Source organism: Salinimonas marina (assembly GCF_015644725.1).
In the GTDB taxonomy this organism is placed as follows: domain Bacteria; phylum Pseudomonadota; class Gammaproteobacteria; order Enterobacterales; family Alteromonadaceae; genus Alteromonas.
In genome coordinates this window covers 1,143,101-1,157,554 of sequence record NZ_CP064795.1, presented here as the reverse complement: position 1 = coordinate 1,157,554, position 14,454 = coordinate 1,143,101, and the positions used below count along the sequence as shown (strand labels likewise).

Here is a 14,454-nt window from a genome sequence, read left to right as displayed (position 1 = left end):
CTTGGCTGGCAGGTCGGTGTATTCGGTGTCGATTACGTCCAGCCCTTTGCCCCGCAAGCTGTTTATAATGTCGGTTATGGTGTCGTCCAATACCTGGTTAGTTGACCAGCTGCGTAACTTTGCCAGGCCCCATAAGACCAGGCGGGTAACGAAGCGCTCGGCCAGGGTTTGCCAGGCAAGTTTTAACACCATGGCCAATAGGATTTCTTTTAGTGCTTTGAGTAGTAACGCTGGCATGGGTGCCCCTTTGTTGTTGGTATAAAAGGCGTTCGGCGCTGGCCAGGTAGTGTTCAGTGGTTCCCTTGCCCGCGGCGGTGTTGTAATAGCGTTTCCAGTAAACGGCACGGCTTAACAGGTCCGCCGGGATTTCCTCGGGTACCAGTTTGTATTTAAGCCGGCAAAGGATGGTTGATACCAGGGGGTCATTGGCTACCTGGTCGGGGGTGATTCGTTCCAGGCTGATGCCAAAGCAATTGCGTACGGTGTCGTAATCCTTGCGGCGGGTCCGCTCTATGGTGTCGCGGATCCCGATGCGATCTAGCTGGTGAAGGCCAAAACCATTGTTTGGGGTGGTATCCATATAGGTACCCAGCTGCGATTCAGCACAGGCGGTTTCAATGACCAGGTGGTGGGCGGTTTGATTTACCCCATGGCCCAGGGCGCTACACACGCGCCAGGATAGGGTTTTGGCTTGGTTCTCATCGACCAGGCCATAGTAATACTTAGAATGTTTGCGTTTCATTTGCGCGGGTTCTGCGTTCCAGGGATATGGCAAGCTTTTGGACGTTCAGGTTGGTTTCTCGAATTTCTTCTAAAACCAGGCGGTTGGCCTGTTCCTGCTCTACTCGGCGGGCTTCGATAATGGACGATAAATTGTCCATCGTTTCTTTTAGTTCTGCCTTGCTCACGTAATTTTTATTAATCGTGTACTGACGTTCGTCAATCTTCATCATCCAGGCTGATAGGCCCCCGATACTTAGCGTTAACAGGGGCATACCGATGCCGATAATGGATTGAACCCACTTACTGTTCAGGTCTGCGTTTTGTCCGTGCATGTTCTCCGCGCTCTTTTAGAATTGTTATTATTCGCTTGGATTTGATGCTGAATTGTGCGGCTAATTCGTGAACAGTTTTACCCGCGTTTTTGCCTTCTTCTAAATGGTCATTGCGGATCTGGCGTAAAACCACCCTTGGTACGTAAATATCCTCACCGCCAAAGATGCGGGTTAGCTTGGTGGCGGCTTCCTGGCCGATAGCGGCCACCAGGTCAGGCTTGGGTTGCTGTAGCGTGATATACAGGTACCGGGCACCAAACGCCTTTTCCAGTGCCACCAGGCCATCAATGCCGATCACCTCGGCAATGTCTTTTTCCCAAACCGAAGACGGGGTGTATTTTTCGTAGCTCATGCTTTGCCCACCAGGTAATTACAAATAATGTCTTTTGCTTCCAGCCAGCCGTAACACACGGCAACCGCAAACCCCGCCACGCTCATTTTGTCGAGCCATTCGCGCTGGTCTTTGCTAGGGTAATTCTTGTCTTTTGAATCAATAAACGGGGCCTTCAATTCCACCCACAAACCGCTGAAACTGTGAAGCGGTACGGGTAGGAACAGATCGGATACACCAGCTTTAACGCCCATCCGCTTAAAGCGCACTGCTTCAAGCTTTCCGCGCTTGCCGCCGTTGGGTATGTGAAACAGGTAATCCGACACAAACGCCCCTTTTTTAACGGTGGGCGAAGTGGGTAATTTTTGACGGTGTGACCAGTCGATTAATGCGATCTGGTGTTGATCTTCAAGCTGGCTTGCCATGGCTGTAAAAAGCTCCTGAAAGTGACAAAATAAGTTAACCGCGTTTCGGCCCCAGGCACGGTTCCTCCTGGTATGTCTTCGGCCTAATTGCTTATTCCCGCTGGTTCCAAATCAATTGACTGGGACCGACCACAACCCATCGCTGGATCCGGTTTGTCCTGCTCTGCTCCTTGCAATCTTTGGGCGGCTACCGCGAACAATCACGCGGCCCCGTGTTGGGCTCTGCTCTGTGTAAATCGGTGGTACGTTCACGCTATTGGCGTTCATGTAGGACGGGTGCATGGCCAGGTATTTGTCCAGGCGTTGGCACATATCCTTGTATTTGTTTAAACCCAGCTTTGCCAGGCTTGTGGTAACGGCTGCCCTCGTGGTCTTTCCGGTAGCAATTTTCCATGCCATCAAAGATGCCTTTAAATCGCGCTGTAAGGGTTTTTGTTCATCTAGGGGCAACAGGTGTACTAATCGCATTACTTTTCATCACCACGGCGATCCTGGGCCGCTTCTCGCAGACTTTTTAAACGTCTAGACAGTGGCGTATCATCATCAAGGGCTTTTACGTTCTTCAAATGGGCCGGTAATTCATTTTCAATCGTGTGGCCAATCGCCAATCGTTCAGGGGGTAACTGGCCGGCCATGGCTACGCTTACCCAGTGGGTATATTCAGGCTTGGCCATCGCCAGGAAATCTTTTCGGCTTGGCGCGGTATAAAGGTTTGCACCAATGCGGGCGTCCATCAGGCGGACGATTCGGTGGGTGTACTCCACTTGCTTGCCCTGGCGGCTGGCTATCCGGGCCCGTTCGATTTCAATCACCGCATTGTCAAAACTGGGTATGCCCAGGTCTTCGGGTTGCAAGATACACATGCGGGCGAATTCTTCCGGGTTAGGCGTCCACTTGTTTGCCCCGTGGCATTGTTTTTTGAAGCGCTCAATACCACGCGCCATGGCTTCACGATTTACACGGTGTACCACCAGTCTGGTGGCGTATTCAGCGGCCATGGTTTCAAAGTGGTCAGAATACTTACCAGCAAAATCATTGGTGTATGCGACAAACACAGGGATAAGGTCCGTCAACACTGCCTGTTTAATCTTAGAAGTCTGGATATTCATCGCCGGCACAGGCAGCGGCATAGCGCTGGGTGAACTCAAGGATCTTGGCTGTCTTGCTCTGATTTTGTTTTCCATAGCCGTTGTTAAACTGGCCAGGCTGTTGGTATTGGTATGCATGGTTGTTGGTTCCTGCTGTGAAAACTTTGTGCTTTGCACACCATCCGCGAAAATCTGCAAGCCAGTCGGCCCGTGATTGTGCTAGGTGGCGTTTGTTCTTGTGGCTGGTCATTCCCACAAACACCGCGTTAACGTGTTCATGGTCTAGGTTGGTTAGTCCTACCAGCTTGGCCATGCCCATGAATTCATCATCAAACTGAATCTGACTAGCTGGGATTGGCTCACCTGTAAAATTTTTCGCGGGCGTGTTTATATATATATTTTCTTTTCTTTTACTCTGATACTTAATGTGCCCATCTTCGTGCCCATCTTCGTGCCCATCTTCGCTCTGCAGCCCGCGTGGTTGCTGGATTGTCTGGTGCCCATCTCCGTGACCATCTCCGTGCCCATCATGTGCCCATCTCCCGTGCCCATCTCCGTGCCTATCTTCGGTCTGTAGCCCGCGCCCTGCTTGACTTGTTCCGTGCCCATCTCCATGCCCATCTCCCGTGCCCATCTCGTTTTTGATAAATGGAAGAGAAAAAACAGGCGGAATTCCCTTTTTTATGTCTCCTGCAGAGACTTTTTGAAGTAACTTTCTTTGCTCCAAAATCACAAGCCATTGGCGCACTTGTTTAAGAGTTGGATTACTCACTTTTGCTTTGGATCGATAAGGTGCTTCATAGGCCAATAGTTCCACCAGAACCGGCAGAATCACTTTTACTTTGCCAGTCTTGTAGCTAACCATTGACCTAAGCGTCATGTATAAAAGCCGCGCCATGGGGTGTAATCGCTTATCTAAAGCCAGCTTGTATTCGGGCGCTCTCATTACTGCAGCTCTATCGGTGTTTGCATGGATGCCAGGCCCAGACGCGCCAGGTAATTAAGAGATATAAAAAGTTCTCTCTCTATCGTGATAGAGGTTTCAGCTATGGGGGCCAGTTCTAACCCTACGCCGGCAATAAGCTGGGCGAATTCATCCAGGGTTAAACTTTTCTCTCCGGTTTTTAAACGAGAAACGAAAGCGGCATCTTTGCCAATCAGGTTGCCAGTAGGTGTATTGCCGGTTTCGACAATTGCAGACAAAAGTAACGCCATATTTATTGCTGCGCCTTTGCTGTTGGTTTTGTTCGACATTGATTAAGATCCTAAGTGTTGGTTTTGAAAGTTTGGTTGTTGGTAAAATTCGGGGTCAGCCATTAACTGGCCCTGGGTTTTAACCTGGATTTCAAACTGCACACCACGGGGCAAGATCTCCGAATAGTTAGAAACCGTTGATTTTGCTTTTCCGATAGCTTCGCCAAGTGCTTTTTGAGATCGAAAAAAGGTTATTGCCTGGGTCTTTGTCATGCGTCTGCCTCCGTTCGTTTTGATAGCGTTCGGTTTTGTTTTTGAAACTTTATATTCGTTTTGGAAACCCGTCAACAAGTAATGCGTATTCGTAATAAAGTGGTAGATTAGCGTTGCCAGAAATGCCCTGAATTTTTTGAGACTAGATAGGCGCGACAAGGATGCATAACTCGCCTGGCAATGGGGCATATAAGGGAGTCGGAAAAGCAGTTTTGGAAATCAATATTTTGAAAATCGAATTTTGAAAATCGATTTTTGAAAATCTATTTCGGAAGTGTTTTTTCAAAATATATAACAAGTTGGGGCGGCGATATCCGCTCTCTATACGGTGTATATAAAGGTTAGGTATTGTAAAAATGGAATTGGAATTTAATGTACAAGTGGCCAAGCGAATAGAAAAGCGGGCTGCTGAATTGGAATACTCACAGGCGGATATTGCAAGGAAGACAGGCGCCGCAAAATCAACGGTTAATGCCTGGTTTGTGGGTCGAGCCTTACCGCGTGGGGCTTACGTTAATAAGTTATGTAAACTTCTCAACTGTACCCAGGATTGGCTTATGGATGGCCGTGGATCCCCGGTAAGCTCGGATGAAGCAGAACTGTTGGCGGCGATTCCTGGTGTGTGGGATTTTGAAAGCCCTAGTGAATTCACATCACCACTTGTACAAGTCCCATTGCTGTTACCTGATGGTGAAACGGATACAAACGAAGGACTGTTGATTGATGCCCGGATGCTGGCCAATCACCCGAAACCAAAGAACCTGGCCTGGTTTGAAACCAACAGCCGTGCGTCCGCGCCCAATGTGAATATTGGGGACCGGGTTATTGTGGATACGGCGGATAATGCGGTAACAGAATCAGGGGCATTCTATTGTATTTCCCAGGTTGGTACCTTTGCGGTCCACCAGATATTCGTTGAAGTTGATGGAACCTGGACGGTGATAGATGCCTACCGGGACACCAAGCAAGCAATCTCAAAAGAGCATCAGAGTAAGATCCCCATCTGCGGGAAAGTTTACTACCGATATGGGCCTGTATAGGCCCTTTCTTTTTGGTAGTCATACCCACAAGTGATTTGGTTCCACTAACGAAACATTAAATTAGTTCGTGTACCGCCAATTTATTGATCTAAATTTGTTCTGTTTATAAAACTTCCGTTGTATACTCATTGCGCGGTCGGATTGTGACCGTTTTAGAATGCAGTCAAGGAACAAAACAGCGAATGCAATTCCCATCAATCAAGCTCGTTGCAGTGCATGATAATAGCGTTGGCGGAACGTCCGGCCAAGTATTCAGAAGCATGACAGTTTTAGATATAACAGATGCCGGGACTTTAATAGACCAGCTCGCCACGATATGCAAAGAGTACGGGGATTCCACAACCATACGACTCGTTCAAATGGTTGACTAGCAATACACACCCTACCCAATGAAAAGCCCGAAAGGGCTTTTTTTATCCCTGGCGTTTGCCCAAACCTGCACACATGGTCACTTTTTGATCTGCCTGGGAACTATTAGTATCCCATCCCCACATTTAGTACCCGATTAGAAGAAAACGTTATATTCGTGAAATGAACACACCAAGTTCGTTTTGCAAAGCCACTTCACTTCAAACAAAACTTTTTACTTGCCAATCGTTCGTTTAACGAATACATTTAATGCGCAGTCAAACGCAAACCTGCGCCAAAGGCGAACAAGCAAAGGTGTAAGAAAGCGTAAACCGGCTAGCCGTGTTCTGTTGTTACCAGGTTGTACCAAACAACAGGCACAAAAAAACCCGCCTGGCGTGGCGGGTTCTTGAATGTAGGGCGCAACCAACGCCCAAAACCAACAGGGAAATTTACCATGTTTGAGATAGTAAACACAACAAAATTAGGCGTTTCAAATAAGCTTATCGAACAACAGTTAATGCTAAAGGTGCGCTTCGCGGTGTTGATGTATCAGACGATGCCCAGCGAACGGTCTAAGTCCCGGTTACTGCAAGCTATGACAGCATTGAACCACCAGTTAAATGTATTCGGTCCCTCTGACTGGCTGAAAGACAACTACACAGAAATATCATCCTTATATGCGGGGTTCTTCTGGTTGGTAGTTGGCCGCCCAGGTCAATACCGGATCCTGATGGACGATAAGCCAGAAACCAGCACCAAATCCTATGCCACCAATTTGTCATTAGTTAAGTAAGGGTCCAGCCATGAAAGCATCAATTATAAAAGGTCAGATTACCCGGCTAAATAAGAAACTGGCCACCCTCGCCCCTGGTGAAACCCTGATTAAAGAAAACCTTCATTCGGACGTTTACCACTGCTGTACTGGGGTTAGTACGTCAAAGCTTAAAGTCTTTATCGAATGCCCACGCAAATACCAGGCGCTATACCTGACCGGCGAAATGGAGCGAAAAGAATCAAAGGCGTTTGATATTGGTAAGGCGGCCCATGGTTTGATTTTGGAGCCCCACAAATTTGAAAGTGAATTCGTTGTACAACCGGCTGATATAAAACTACGCCGGGGCAAAGCCTGGGATGCGTTCGTGGCTGAGAATAGCCAGAAAACCATCATCACCCAGGATGATTGGGACCACTGCTTTGGTATGCGTGATTCAGTCGAGCGTCACCCGTTCGGTGCCAAGTTGCTGGCCGGGGGCAAAGCCGAAGTGTCCTATTTCAAGCGTGATATTGAAACGGGCCTTATCGTGAAATGCCGCCCCGATATGCGCGTGGGTAATCGGGTGGTTGATGTTAAATCTGCTGCGTCTGCGAGCCCCGAAGAATTTGGACGGGTTGCCAAGCGGCTGATGTACCACATGCAAGATGCGCTTTATCTGGACGTTACAGGGGCCGAAGAATTCGCCTTCCTGGCGGTTGAAAAAGAGAAACCATACGTGTGTACCGCGCCAATTGTTTTTGATGATGAAAGCCGCCGCCTGGGGCATTTGAAATACCGTAAAGCGCTGCACGATTTAGCGGACGCAATGACATTTAACCACTTTACCGGGTATTCGGATCAGCCAGTTGTACTGTCACTGAAACCCTGGGAATTAAAAGAATTAACCGATATGGAGCAAGCCGCATAATGAACCTTTCAATCGCACAATCAAATGACCAAGCCAGCCCAATGGGCGGTGATTTATCGCTGGCCAATCCAATGGCTAACATGATGATGAATGCCCAGTATATGAGCATGGTAGAAAAGTACGCCGATTACATGGCCAGTGGTGTATCCACGGTACCAAACCATCTACGCGGCAATAAGGCGGATTGCTTCGCTATCACCATGCAAGCTTTGCGGTGGGGCCTGGATCCTTTCGTGGTAGGCCAAAAAACCTGTTTGATTAATGGCGTGTTGGGTTACGAAGCCCAGCTGGTAACAGCGGTACTTCAGACCTCTGGCCGCATTACCGGGTCATTTCATTATGACTGGTTCGGGGCATGGGAAAAGATCCTGGGCAAGTTCACTACCAAGACCAACCAAAGCGGCAAGCCTTACAAGGTGCCGGCATGGTCTGATAAAGACGAAGACGGGCTGGGTATCACCATATCAGCCACGCTACGTGGTGAAAGTGAGCCGCGGGAATTAACCCTGTTACTGACTCAGGCCCAGGTGCGTAATTCAACCCTGTGGGCGGCGGATCCGAAACAACAGCTGGCATACCTGGCCAGTAAACGTTTTGCCCGTCTGTACTGCCCCGAAGCAATCCTGGGCGTTTACACTGCAGACGAATTGGAGCCGGCCGGTATCAAAGATATCAACCCGGCCCCGTCCAAAGCTACCAAAAAGGCGGCGGCAAAAGCGGTGGTGGAAAAGTACACCGAAGAAGTGGCCAGCGAAGAATTATCAGGGCTGGCGGTGGATTTTCTCAGTGCCATTGAAGGAACCGAAAGCCTGATGGAATTGGAAAAAGTAACGGGTGAAGTCACCGGCGCAATTGAAACCGGGGCGGTGTCAGACTTTGAACGTTCGCATCTGTTGGACGCCTACAAGCGGCGTAAAAAAGCGTTAACCGCTGCAGCTGCAGACACTAACGAATGATAGGCTTTGCGGGGCCTGGTGCCCCGCTCTACAAGGTAAAAGGTATGGACGCTAGACAACGCGGACTAAATGATATTGTGGTGTTACTGCTGGCCATGCGTTTGGCTCAAGTTGAAAGGCGCGATGCTGCCCAGGCTGTGCGCCGGTGTGCAAAAAGGCTGTCGTTCCGGGTGGGGTATTACCCGGAATTACAAAAGCTGGTTTACCTGCTGGCTACCGCCACCCCAAACATGGCAGTTAATACACTGACAAAGGTTGAACGTAATTTGCGCCACGGTGGCGCCCTATGAAAACGGTATCACCCTTTAAGACCAACACGCCGGACGGGATCCGCAACTTATGGCGCACCCCAGATTATGCGTTTGTGCCTTTAGATGGTGAGTTTGATTTCGGGGTTGATGTTGCAGCGTCTGTGAAAAATGCAAAGGTACCAGCGTTTATCACCCAGGAAGAAAACGCGCTAACAGTGAATTGGGCCAGCCGTTGTTTACCGTTTGCTGGTCGCGCTGCCTGGTGTAATCCGCCCTATGATGATATCGGACCCTGGCTGGTCAAGGCTGAATACGAAGCCAAAGCCAATGCACTGGTAACGGTTCTGCTGGTACCACACACGCCAGATTCAGGGTGGTGGCCCACCAGGGCATCAGAAATCAGAGTTGTAACCGGTGTGAATCGGGATGGTAAAAGAAATATATCAGGTCGGATCCAGTTTTTACGTGAAGACACCGGAAAGCCAGCTGGCAATCAGAACAAAGGATCCTGTTACATCATTTACGGCCCAGGCACATTGGGCAATATGACAACCAAATATGTGCCCATTACCTGGCTATACGAAGAAACGACCAGGATTAACGAAGAACGAAAACAATTAGAGCTATTACAGGGGATCCCAAATGCAAGCTGAAACAAACGTTATTGATTTCCAACCCGGTGGTTACATAAGCAGTAAACAACTGTGTGAACGATACGGTAATTTGAGCAAGCGCACCCTATTATACTGGCGCGAAACAAAGGGGTTTCCCCTGCCCTGCTTCACCGGCAAAATGGCCCTGTATAGCAAGGCGGACGTTATAGCCTGGGAACAACAGAACTTCCAGGTGCAACAGGTAGGTTAAGAGAAAGGCGGGCATTCCCCGCCTTTTTTTATTAGACTGGGGAAAATGAGAAAAAGGATTTTGTGATGTTTAAGTGGCTACACACCTGGATAAAAGAGCCGCCCGTATTAGAAAACTGGATAAGCGAAGAAACCACCAAATATAGAGCCAAGACTATTGGATTAAGTTTTGCTGTAATTGTAATGGAGTTGGGCGCTATCAAGCTGGAAAAGGTTACATGGTTCAGGTTTGAATCCGCTAGTTTTTTGGACGCAACCACTTTGCTGCTCATAATAGCCGTTTATATGTTGGTAAATTTTCAATTCTCTTGGAATCGCGATAAAGCTACATTCTTGAATAAAAATAATAAAACTATTATTGAAACCATTAAAGAAATACAAGAAGAAATGCGCCAGGATGTTGCTAGTTGTTATGAGCTCCTCTCTGATAAAAAGGTCACTAAAGTAGAACCTATGATGCACAAACTTGCAGATCACCAAGCAAATGTAATACATAAAAACTTCAATCAAACATTGGCCGCTTTACAGGAAGCCAATGACGTGCATTCCAGTTTAACTAACTCTAGCGAGAAATTTTCTACGTTCTGGTTGAAAGCGTTTCCTTTTGCTACTTTTTTCTTGGCCCTGCTGAATTACCTTTTGTAACCTATCTTTATAAAGGGCATCAAGCCCGCTTAAGCTGCGCCACATTTGGACGATATTAGATCCCCATACGCGTTCGTATGGTCCCCTATAGGGATGCTTGTTTAATTCGCTATAAAGGAATAAAAATGATTGGATGGAAAGTGCTTAGTGAAGTTGATGGAAAGGAAGTGGTTTGTGAAGTTATTGGGCAAGCTGTAGCTGATGAAACCGGCTTTGGTATCCCTTTGTATTATAATGGCCATATTATGATGGTGTGGTATGAGGATAACGAAAAAATAAAAGTGATTGACCGCAATTGACGTATAACGAGTGGCTGATAAGGGAAAAGGTACTTAACGAGGGTCTGATTACCCTCATTTGAGCCAAATTTTCAAACTGCACCAATTGGGGTCCACTGGGCCGTTTTTTAAGTGTGCCCCTCACCTAGCAGACTTCGGTGAGCGAAGAGCAAACGTTGTGCTTCAAGGTAACAATTACGGCCTTCAGGCATTACTTATTGTGCGAGCGTTATACGAAAAGGATTTTCCAGTCTTGAAAAAATTTCTAGCAAATAATGAAAATATAATCCAATGGTTAGCTGGTTTCGGTTTACCGATAGCATTAATAATCTCGAGTTGGCTAGTGTCAACTTCGATTGAGAATACAAAAGTGGACACGGAATATGTGAAGATTGCCGTTAGCATCTTGAGCAAAGACACTAATACATCAGGTACCTTACGCACACTCCAGGCTACTACTGATAAAGAGGCAATGCGTTTATGGGCGATTAGAGTTTTGGATGCTAAATCTCCAGTAAAATTAACTCGGCAAGAAAAGCACGCCTTTGTTAAAGAAGGTATTGATTTAAATGATTTTAAATCAATATCAATGGAAAATTCTGAACGTACTTTATTGAAAATGAAAAATTTGATAAGAGAAAAAAATGATGAAATACCAGTTCAACCCAAAGACTAGAGAACTTTATATACAAACCTGGTAATTACCCAATTTTGGGTCGTTATGCTTACAAGGAAGTCTGACAAAATGAGTCACGTTCAAAATAAAACAAAAGATGAAATTCTAACAGAAATGGCTGGGACAGCTCAGCCAGGTTCACAGGTTTATGAGCAGCAAAAAGCTGCAATAATTGTCCGCAGTACAGAGGACATTCAGGTTGCTCTAGGAAAACAGACAAGCGCGATTCGAAAAGTAAATACAGCAATGGAGGAACTAAACAAACGAATTTGCAGCCTGGAAAATACGTTTGAAGAGTCTTCGAAATCGTCCGGACGAGTAGCATTTTCCCTTAACATACTCACTGCAGTGCTCGTTCTAGTCGGCATTGCACAAGTTGTCGTTGCCTACATCAAATAGACCCATAACAAGCGCATACACTCGCAGGGACAAAATCACGGAGACTCCTCGCGCTTCATTTGGTATTGTAACCTGCGTATTTTTGCTTTTTACGGTAAGTTATATAATTTAAGGAATAATTATGAAAAAAGGTATTTTTGCTATAGCACTGTCACTTACCACTTTATTTGGCTGCGCCACATCAACGTATTCAGTTGGAACGGACTTTCCTATCGAAAAAGCATCTGAGATTCAGAAGGGTAAGACTACTGCGTCAGAACTGTCTCAGATTTTTGGTGAGCCATATTCAAAAAGTGTTATTTCTCAAAATGAAGAAAAATGGCTCTACTTCTATTCAGCTGGCACTGCCAAAGCCCAGAGCTACATAGTTACTATGGATGTTAAAACGACTGGAAATCAAAAAACTCTAGATATTTTGCTAAAGAATGGAGTTGTAGCTAATTACACAATTACGCAAAACAACAACCCATCATCAATGCAAGTCAATTGATCACATACATAACAATTGCGTTGAAACGTTAGGATGCTCGCTGGGATAGTAACACGTAAATCAGTTGCTTATAATATAGCCACCGTCCTAATGTCCCTTATCTTTGAGTTGGCCATCAGACAGAAAATGTATAGGATTTACATTTAAATGAATATTAAAGAAAAAGAAATAGAACTACTGGAAGATAACTTAAAAAACATTAGGATACTAAGAAATAAATTAGACAAAACTTCTGCAAGTATATTTTTGCTATCTTTATTTATATACAACACAACTGAAATGAACACCTCAATAAAACTGGCTATGATTGGCTTTGAAGTAAAATCAATCTACGCCATTTTCATCTTATATATTGTATCGCTGGCATTTGCTATAAATTACACTATTAGCACCATTAGAGAAATGTTATTATTTATAAGGTATGAAAAGTTATTGATAGATGTATATGGCTCAACTCCTGAATCATTGTCGTTAATGTTTGAAACAGATTCTGAGTTTCGATATCGAGTATTCACTGGAAAGTGGAACAGAATTAATACAATCTACAACTTGAGCATATTACTTCCTTTCATTATAGGTTATTTCTGGATGTCATATGAACTTGTAACAATCACCTCAGAGTTAAAGTTCATTAATTTCGCTAGTTTTATTGTATTTATACTGACAATTTATTTTTCACTTATTTTTTCTCGAATGTTATATCTTGATTGGAAAACCGGAAAAATGAGGAGTACTGAGGGAAAAGTAGCCAATGGTGGTTAAAAATAGATTTAAATACTTAGGTTGTTTTTCATTTTAAACACTAGCTTTTTCAAACTGTACCACATTAGTTTCGCCGGCGTATTCCTGGATCTGGTTCCACCACTGGCGATAGATAGCCCGCATTTGCCCCATGTACTGGTTATGGTCGTATACGTCCGCCTCACCAGGTAATGAGTGGCCCAGCATCTTTTCACACACTGCCCAATCGCCAAACTCGGACCAATGGGATCGAGCCGTACGCCGCAAATCGTGATTGGTCCAATGTTCCCAGGTGATTGGTTCGCCCTGGGCGTCTTTGAAGTGCCCCACCGCATGATTGATAATCTGCCCGGCAATTGACCGTAACGCATTGGCGCTCATTTGCTTGTCGGTCTTCTTGTTCTTGCTGGCCATAAGAGTACACACATACTGGCTATCACCACTGAAAGCCAACAGGATTTCCCACAAATGCTTCATTTCATCCAAGATTGGACGTACCAGGGGCTTGCCCGTCTTTCCACCCGTTTTATGAAACTCTGGTGGTACCGTCCAGGTCATGGTTTCAAAATTCAGCCAGTCTTTGCGTGTTTCCCGGATCTCTGCGCCCCGGCACCCATAGAAAAGCATCAGATTAACTATGGCCAGATTCTTTTCATTCATGTCCATGCTATCCAGGGTTTTATACATAAGGCGCAATTCTTCCCCGGATAACACCCGCTTACCTATGGATCTTGAGATCCCCAGGGAACGACTGGTAAATATCTGAAAGACATTTTCCGCATCAGTGAGCCCGTGAATTTTGGCGTAATTTATACAGGCTTTCATATCCGAAATAATGCGTAATGCAATATGGGGCACCTCATTGGCTTTTTGCACTAGGTATTTGCCCACCACGACCCTGGGCAAATCTACGTAGTTCATATTGCCGAATTCTTTTTTAAGGTGTAATTCGTAGGTGCGCAAATGCAACGCCGGGTTTTTCTTCCTGACCATGGCCTGGTTTTCATACCAGACGGTAAACAGCTCGTTTACTGTTGGCTGGGTTGCATTGGTAAAACGTGTGGCCATCAGTTTACGCCGGGGATCGTGCCCCTCGTTAACCATCCGGTTGTATTCGTCCCGTTTATCCCTGGCATCCTTTAATGACATTTTGGGGTAACTCCCCAGGGTCATTTTGATGCGCTCGCCAGATTGTAAATAAGGCCGGTAAATAAACGATATTTTGCCACCCCGTAATCGGGCAAACATGGCGCCGGTATCGCTGGTTAATTCTTCCTTAGCGGTCAGTCGGCCATTGTTTTTTCTTAGCCAAATATCCGTTAAAGCCATGGTTTAAATTCCCTGTGTTGGTTTTGGGATCCCAGGTTGGTTACTCCCTGGTGCCGTAGGTCCCCGAAGATAAATCGGGGGACCTATGAAATTGAAAAAGCACCCCTGGCCGTTTTTCGCTAACGCTCTGCAGGCTAGATTTTACAGGACTTGCAGGGCCGACAGGTCCCCAAAAGTGGTTTTACAGGTCCCCAATAGGTCCCCCAGATTTCGGGACCTATTGGGGGACCTAAATTCATTGTGTTGATTATATAATGTCTGCGCGTGATTGCGTAGTGAAAAGTGGAGAAAGACAGTATTTACGGGGTCTGCAGCTGTTCGCTTTTCGCTAAGTTACTATATTTGTTAAGCGAATTTTTTATAAGGATTATCTATATGAGCAATAAT

General features: G+C 46.0%; 22 protein-coding genes and 1 pseudogene. 14 read left to right on the top strand and 9 right to left on the bottom strand.

The window, feature by feature from the left end; all coding sequences use genetic code 11:
• Positions 1–97 precede the first annotated feature (97 nt).
• The 8 genes from IT774_RS05045 to IT774_RS05005 form a co-directional block, all read right to left on the bottom strand.
• A complete protein-coding gene (locus tag IT774_RS05045) occupies positions 98–742 on the bottom strand; it encodes a hypothetical protein (RefSeq protein WP_195811617.1) in 645 nt (214 codons plus the stop codon).
• Positions 723–1,055, bottom strand: coding sequence for a hypothetical protein (locus tag IT774_RS05040; RefSeq protein ID WP_195811616.1), 333 nt, complete (start codon positions 1,053–1,055; stop codon positions 723–725). The genes IT774_RS05045 and IT774_RS05040 overlap by 20 nt, the downstream gene beginning before the upstream one ends.
• Positions 1,024–1,407 carry a Mor transcription activator family protein gene (locus IT774_RS05035; protein ID WP_195811615.1) on the bottom strand — a complete coding sequence of 128 codons (384 nt, stop codon included), beginning with the start codon at positions 1,405–1,407 and terminating at the stop codon, positions 1,024–1,026. Before IT774_RS05035 ends, IT774_RS05040 begins: the two co-directional genes overlap by 32 nt.
• A complete protein-coding gene (locus IT774_RS05030; RefSeq protein WP_195811614.1) occupies positions 1,404–1,811 on the bottom strand; it encodes a VRR-NUC domain-containing protein in 408 nt (135 codons plus the stop codon). Before IT774_RS05030 ends, IT774_RS05035 begins: the two co-directional genes overlap by 4 nt.
• Positions 1,812–2,278: 467 nt before the next feature.
• Positions 2,279–2,866 (bottom strand): hypothetical protein, encoded by a 588-nt coding sequence (locus tag IT774_RS05020; protein ID WP_195811612.1) that lies wholly within the window; start codon positions 2,864–2,866, stop codon positions 2,279–2,281.
• A 34-nt stretch (positions 2,867–2,900) separates the two neighbouring features.
• Entirely contained in the window at positions 2,901–3,845 is a 945-nt protein-coding gene (locus IT774_RS05015; protein ID WP_195811611.1) for a hypothetical protein, read from the bottom strand.
• Positions 3,845–4,153, bottom strand: coding sequence for a hypothetical protein (locus tag IT774_RS05010; RefSeq protein WP_195811610.1), 309 nt, complete (start codon positions 4,151–4,153; stop codon positions 3,845–3,847). The genes IT774_RS05015 and IT774_RS05010 overlap by 1 nt, the downstream gene beginning before the upstream one ends.
• A gap of 3 nt (positions 4,154–4,156) precedes the next feature.
• Positions 4,157–4,366: a Cro/CI family transcriptional regulator gene (locus IT774_RS05005; protein WP_195811609.1), complete on the bottom strand. Its 210-nt coding sequence runs from the start codon at positions 4,364–4,366 to the stop codon at positions 4,157–4,159.
• Between the two features lie 356 nt (positions 4,367–4,722).
• Here IT774_RS05005 and IT774_RS17995 point away from each other — a divergent pair.
• From IT774_RS17995 to IT774_RS04940, 14 genes and pseudogenes are all read left to right on the top strand, one after another.
• Positions 4,723–4,911 (top strand): annotated as a pseudogene (locus IT774_RS17995) (helix-turn-helix domain-containing protein); the annotation flags it as partial.
• Positions 4,912–4,923: 12 nt separating this feature from the next.
• Positions 4,924–5,406, top strand: a complete 483-nt coding sequence (locus tag IT774_RS05000) for a hypothetical protein (protein ID WP_232365129.1) — start codon at positions 4,924–4,926, stop codon at positions 5,404–5,406.
• An 805-nt stretch (positions 5,407–6,211) separates the two neighbouring features.
• Entirely contained in the window at positions 6,212–6,550 is a 339-nt protein-coding gene (locus IT774_RS04995; protein WP_195811607.1) for a hypothetical protein, read from the top strand.
• A gap of 10 nt (positions 6,551–6,560) precedes the next feature.
• Positions 6,561–7,439: a PD-(D/E)XK nuclease-like domain-containing protein gene (locus IT774_RS04990; RefSeq protein ID WP_195811606.1), complete on the top strand. Its 879-nt coding sequence runs from the start codon at positions 6,561–6,563 to the stop codon at positions 7,437–7,439.
• Entirely contained in the window at positions 7,439–8,395 is a 957-nt protein-coding gene (locus IT774_RS04985; RefSeq protein WP_232365128.1) for a RecT family recombinase, read from the top strand. The genes IT774_RS04990 and IT774_RS04985 overlap by 1 nt, the downstream gene beginning before the upstream one ends.
• Positions 8,396–8,439: 44 nt before the next feature.
• Positions 8,440–8,685: a hypothetical protein gene (locus tag IT774_RS04980; protein WP_195811605.1), complete on the top strand. Its 246-nt coding sequence runs from the start codon at positions 8,440–8,442 to the stop codon at positions 8,683–8,685.
• Entirely contained in the window at positions 8,682–9,299 is a 618-nt protein-coding gene (locus tag IT774_RS04975) for a DNA N-6-adenine-methyltransferase (RefSeq protein ID WP_195811604.1), read from the top strand. The genes IT774_RS04980 and IT774_RS04975 overlap by 4 nt, the downstream gene beginning before the upstream one ends.
• The gene (locus IT774_RS04970) at positions 9,289–9,510 is read left to right on the top strand and encodes a helix-turn-helix domain-containing protein (RefSeq protein WP_195811603.1); all 222 of its coding nucleotides are present in this window, start codon (positions 9,289–9,291) and stop codon (positions 9,508–9,510) included. The genes IT774_RS04975 and IT774_RS04970 overlap by 11 nt, the downstream gene beginning before the upstream one ends.
• 65 nt (positions 9,511–9,575) lie before the next feature.
• Positions 9,576–10,154: a hypothetical protein gene (locus IT774_RS04965; protein ID WP_195811602.1), complete on the top strand. Its 579-nt coding sequence runs from the start codon at positions 9,576–9,578 to the stop codon at positions 10,152–10,154.
• A gap of 125 nt (positions 10,155–10,279) precedes the next feature.
• On the top strand, positions 10,280–10,453 hold the full coding sequence (locus IT774_RS04960; protein WP_195811601.1) for a hypothetical protein: 174 nt from the start codon (positions 10,280–10,282) through the stop codon (positions 10,451–10,453).
• 157 nt (positions 10,454–10,610) lie between these two features.
• Positions 10,611–11,108, top strand: a complete 498-nt coding sequence (locus IT774_RS04955; RefSeq protein ID WP_195811600.1) for a hypothetical protein — start codon at positions 10,611–10,613, stop codon at positions 11,106–11,108.
• 69 nt (positions 11,109–11,177) lie between these two features.
• Positions 11,178–11,507 (top strand): hypothetical protein, encoded by a 330-nt coding sequence (locus IT774_RS04950; RefSeq protein WP_195811599.1) that lies wholly within the window; start codon positions 11,178–11,180, stop codon positions 11,505–11,507.
• Between the two features lie 121 nt (positions 11,508–11,628).
• Entirely contained in the window at positions 11,629–11,997 is a 369-nt protein-coding gene (locus IT774_RS04945) for a hypothetical protein (protein WP_195811598.1), read from the top strand.
• Positions 11,998–12,144: 147 nt separating this feature from the next.
• Positions 12,145–12,759, top strand: coding sequence for a hypothetical protein (locus IT774_RS04940; RefSeq protein ID WP_195811597.1), 615 nt, complete (start codon positions 12,145–12,147; stop codon positions 12,757–12,759).
• Positions 12,760–12,792: 33 nt separating this feature from the next.
• Here IT774_RS04940 and IT774_RS04935 read toward each other — a convergent pair whose 3' ends face one another.
• Positions 12,793–14,067 carry a tyrosine-type recombinase/integrase gene (locus IT774_RS04935; RefSeq protein ID WP_195811596.1) on the bottom strand — a complete coding sequence of 425 codons (1,275 nt, stop codon included), beginning with the start codon at positions 14,065–14,067 and terminating at the stop codon, positions 12,793–12,795.
• Positions 14,068–14,454 lie beyond the last annotated feature (387 nt).

What these genes read in the sequence shown, in the direction of transcription:
- IT774_RS04945 (WP_195811598.1), top strand. Translation starts at nt 11,629, where the DNA reads ATGAAAAAAGGTATTTTTGCTATAGCACTGTCACTTACCACTTTATTT.
- IT774_RS05040 (WP_195811616.1), bottom strand. Translation starts at nt 1,055, where the DNA reads ATGCACGGACAAAACGCAGACCTGAACAGTAAGTGGGTTCAATCCATT.
- IT774_RS04965 (WP_195811602.1), top strand. Translation starts at nt 9,576, where the DNA reads ATGTTTAAGTGGCTACACACCTGGATAAAAGAGCCGCCCGTATTAGAA.
- IT774_RS05035 (WP_195811615.1), bottom strand. Translation starts at nt 1,407, where the DNA reads ATGAGCTACGAAAAATACACCCCGTCTTCGGTTTGGGAAAAAGACATT.
- IT774_RS04940 (WP_195811597.1), top strand. Translation starts at nt 12,145, where the DNA reads ATGAATATTAAAGAAAAAGAAATAGAACTACTGGAAGATAACTTAAAA.
- IT774_RS04995 (WP_195811607.1), top strand. Translation starts at nt 6,212, where the DNA reads ATGTTTGAGATAGTAAACACAACAAAATTAGGCGTTTCAAATAAGCTT.
- IT774_RS04960 (WP_195811601.1), top strand. Translation starts at nt 10,280, where the DNA reads ATGATTGGATGGAAAGTGCTTAGTGAAGTTGATGGAAAGGAAGTGGTT.
- IT774_RS05015 (WP_195811611.1), bottom strand. Translation starts at nt 3,845, where the DNA reads ATGAGAGCGCCCGAATACAAGCTGGCTTTAGATAAGCGATTACACCCC.
- IT774_RS05010 (WP_195811610.1), bottom strand. Translation starts at nt 4,153, where the DNA reads ATGTCGAACAAAACCAACAGCAAAGGCGCAGCAATAAATATGGCGTTA.
- IT774_RS04950 (WP_195811599.1), top strand. Translation starts at nt 11,178, where the DNA reads ATGAGTCACGTTCAAAATAAAACAAAAGATGAAATTCTAACAGAAATG.
- IT774_RS04970 (WP_195811603.1), top strand. Translation starts at nt 9,289, where the DNA reads ATGCAAGCTGAAACAAACGTTATTGATTTCCAACCCGGTGGTTACATA.
- IT774_RS04980 (WP_195811605.1), top strand. Translation starts at nt 8,440, where the DNA reads ATGGACGCTAGACAACGCGGACTAAATGATATTGTGGTGTTACTGCTG.
- IT774_RS04975 (WP_195811604.1), top strand. Translation starts at nt 8,682, where the DNA reads ATGAAAACGGTATCACCCTTTAAGACCAACACGCCGGACGGGATCCGC.
- IT774_RS04985 (WP_232365128.1), top strand. Translation starts at nt 7,439, where the DNA reads ATGAACCTTTCAATCGCACAATCAAATGACCAAGCCAGCCCAATGGGC.
- IT774_RS04990 (WP_195811606.1), top strand. Translation starts at nt 6,561, where the DNA reads ATGAAAGCATCAATTATAAAAGGTCAGATTACCCGGCTAAATAAGAAA.
- IT774_RS04935 (WP_195811596.1), bottom strand. Translation starts at nt 14,067, where the DNA reads ATGGCTTTAACGGATATTTGGCTAAGAAAAAACAATGGCCGACTGACC.
- IT774_RS05000 (WP_232365129.1), top strand. Translation starts at nt 4,924, where the DNA reads ATGGATGGCCGTGGATCCCCGGTAAGCTCGGATGAAGCAGAACTGTTG.
- IT774_RS05045 (WP_195811617.1), bottom strand. Translation starts at nt 742, where the DNA reads ATGAAACGCAAACATTCTAAGTATTACTATGGCCTGGTCGATGAGAAC.
- IT774_RS05005 (WP_195811609.1), bottom strand. Translation starts at nt 4,366, where the DNA reads ATGACAAAGACCCAGGCAATAACCTTTTTTCGATCTCAAAAAGCACTT.
- IT774_RS05030 (WP_195811614.1), bottom strand. Translation starts at nt 1,811, where the DNA reads ATGGCAAGCCAGCTTGAAGATCAACACCAGATCGCATTAATCGACTGG.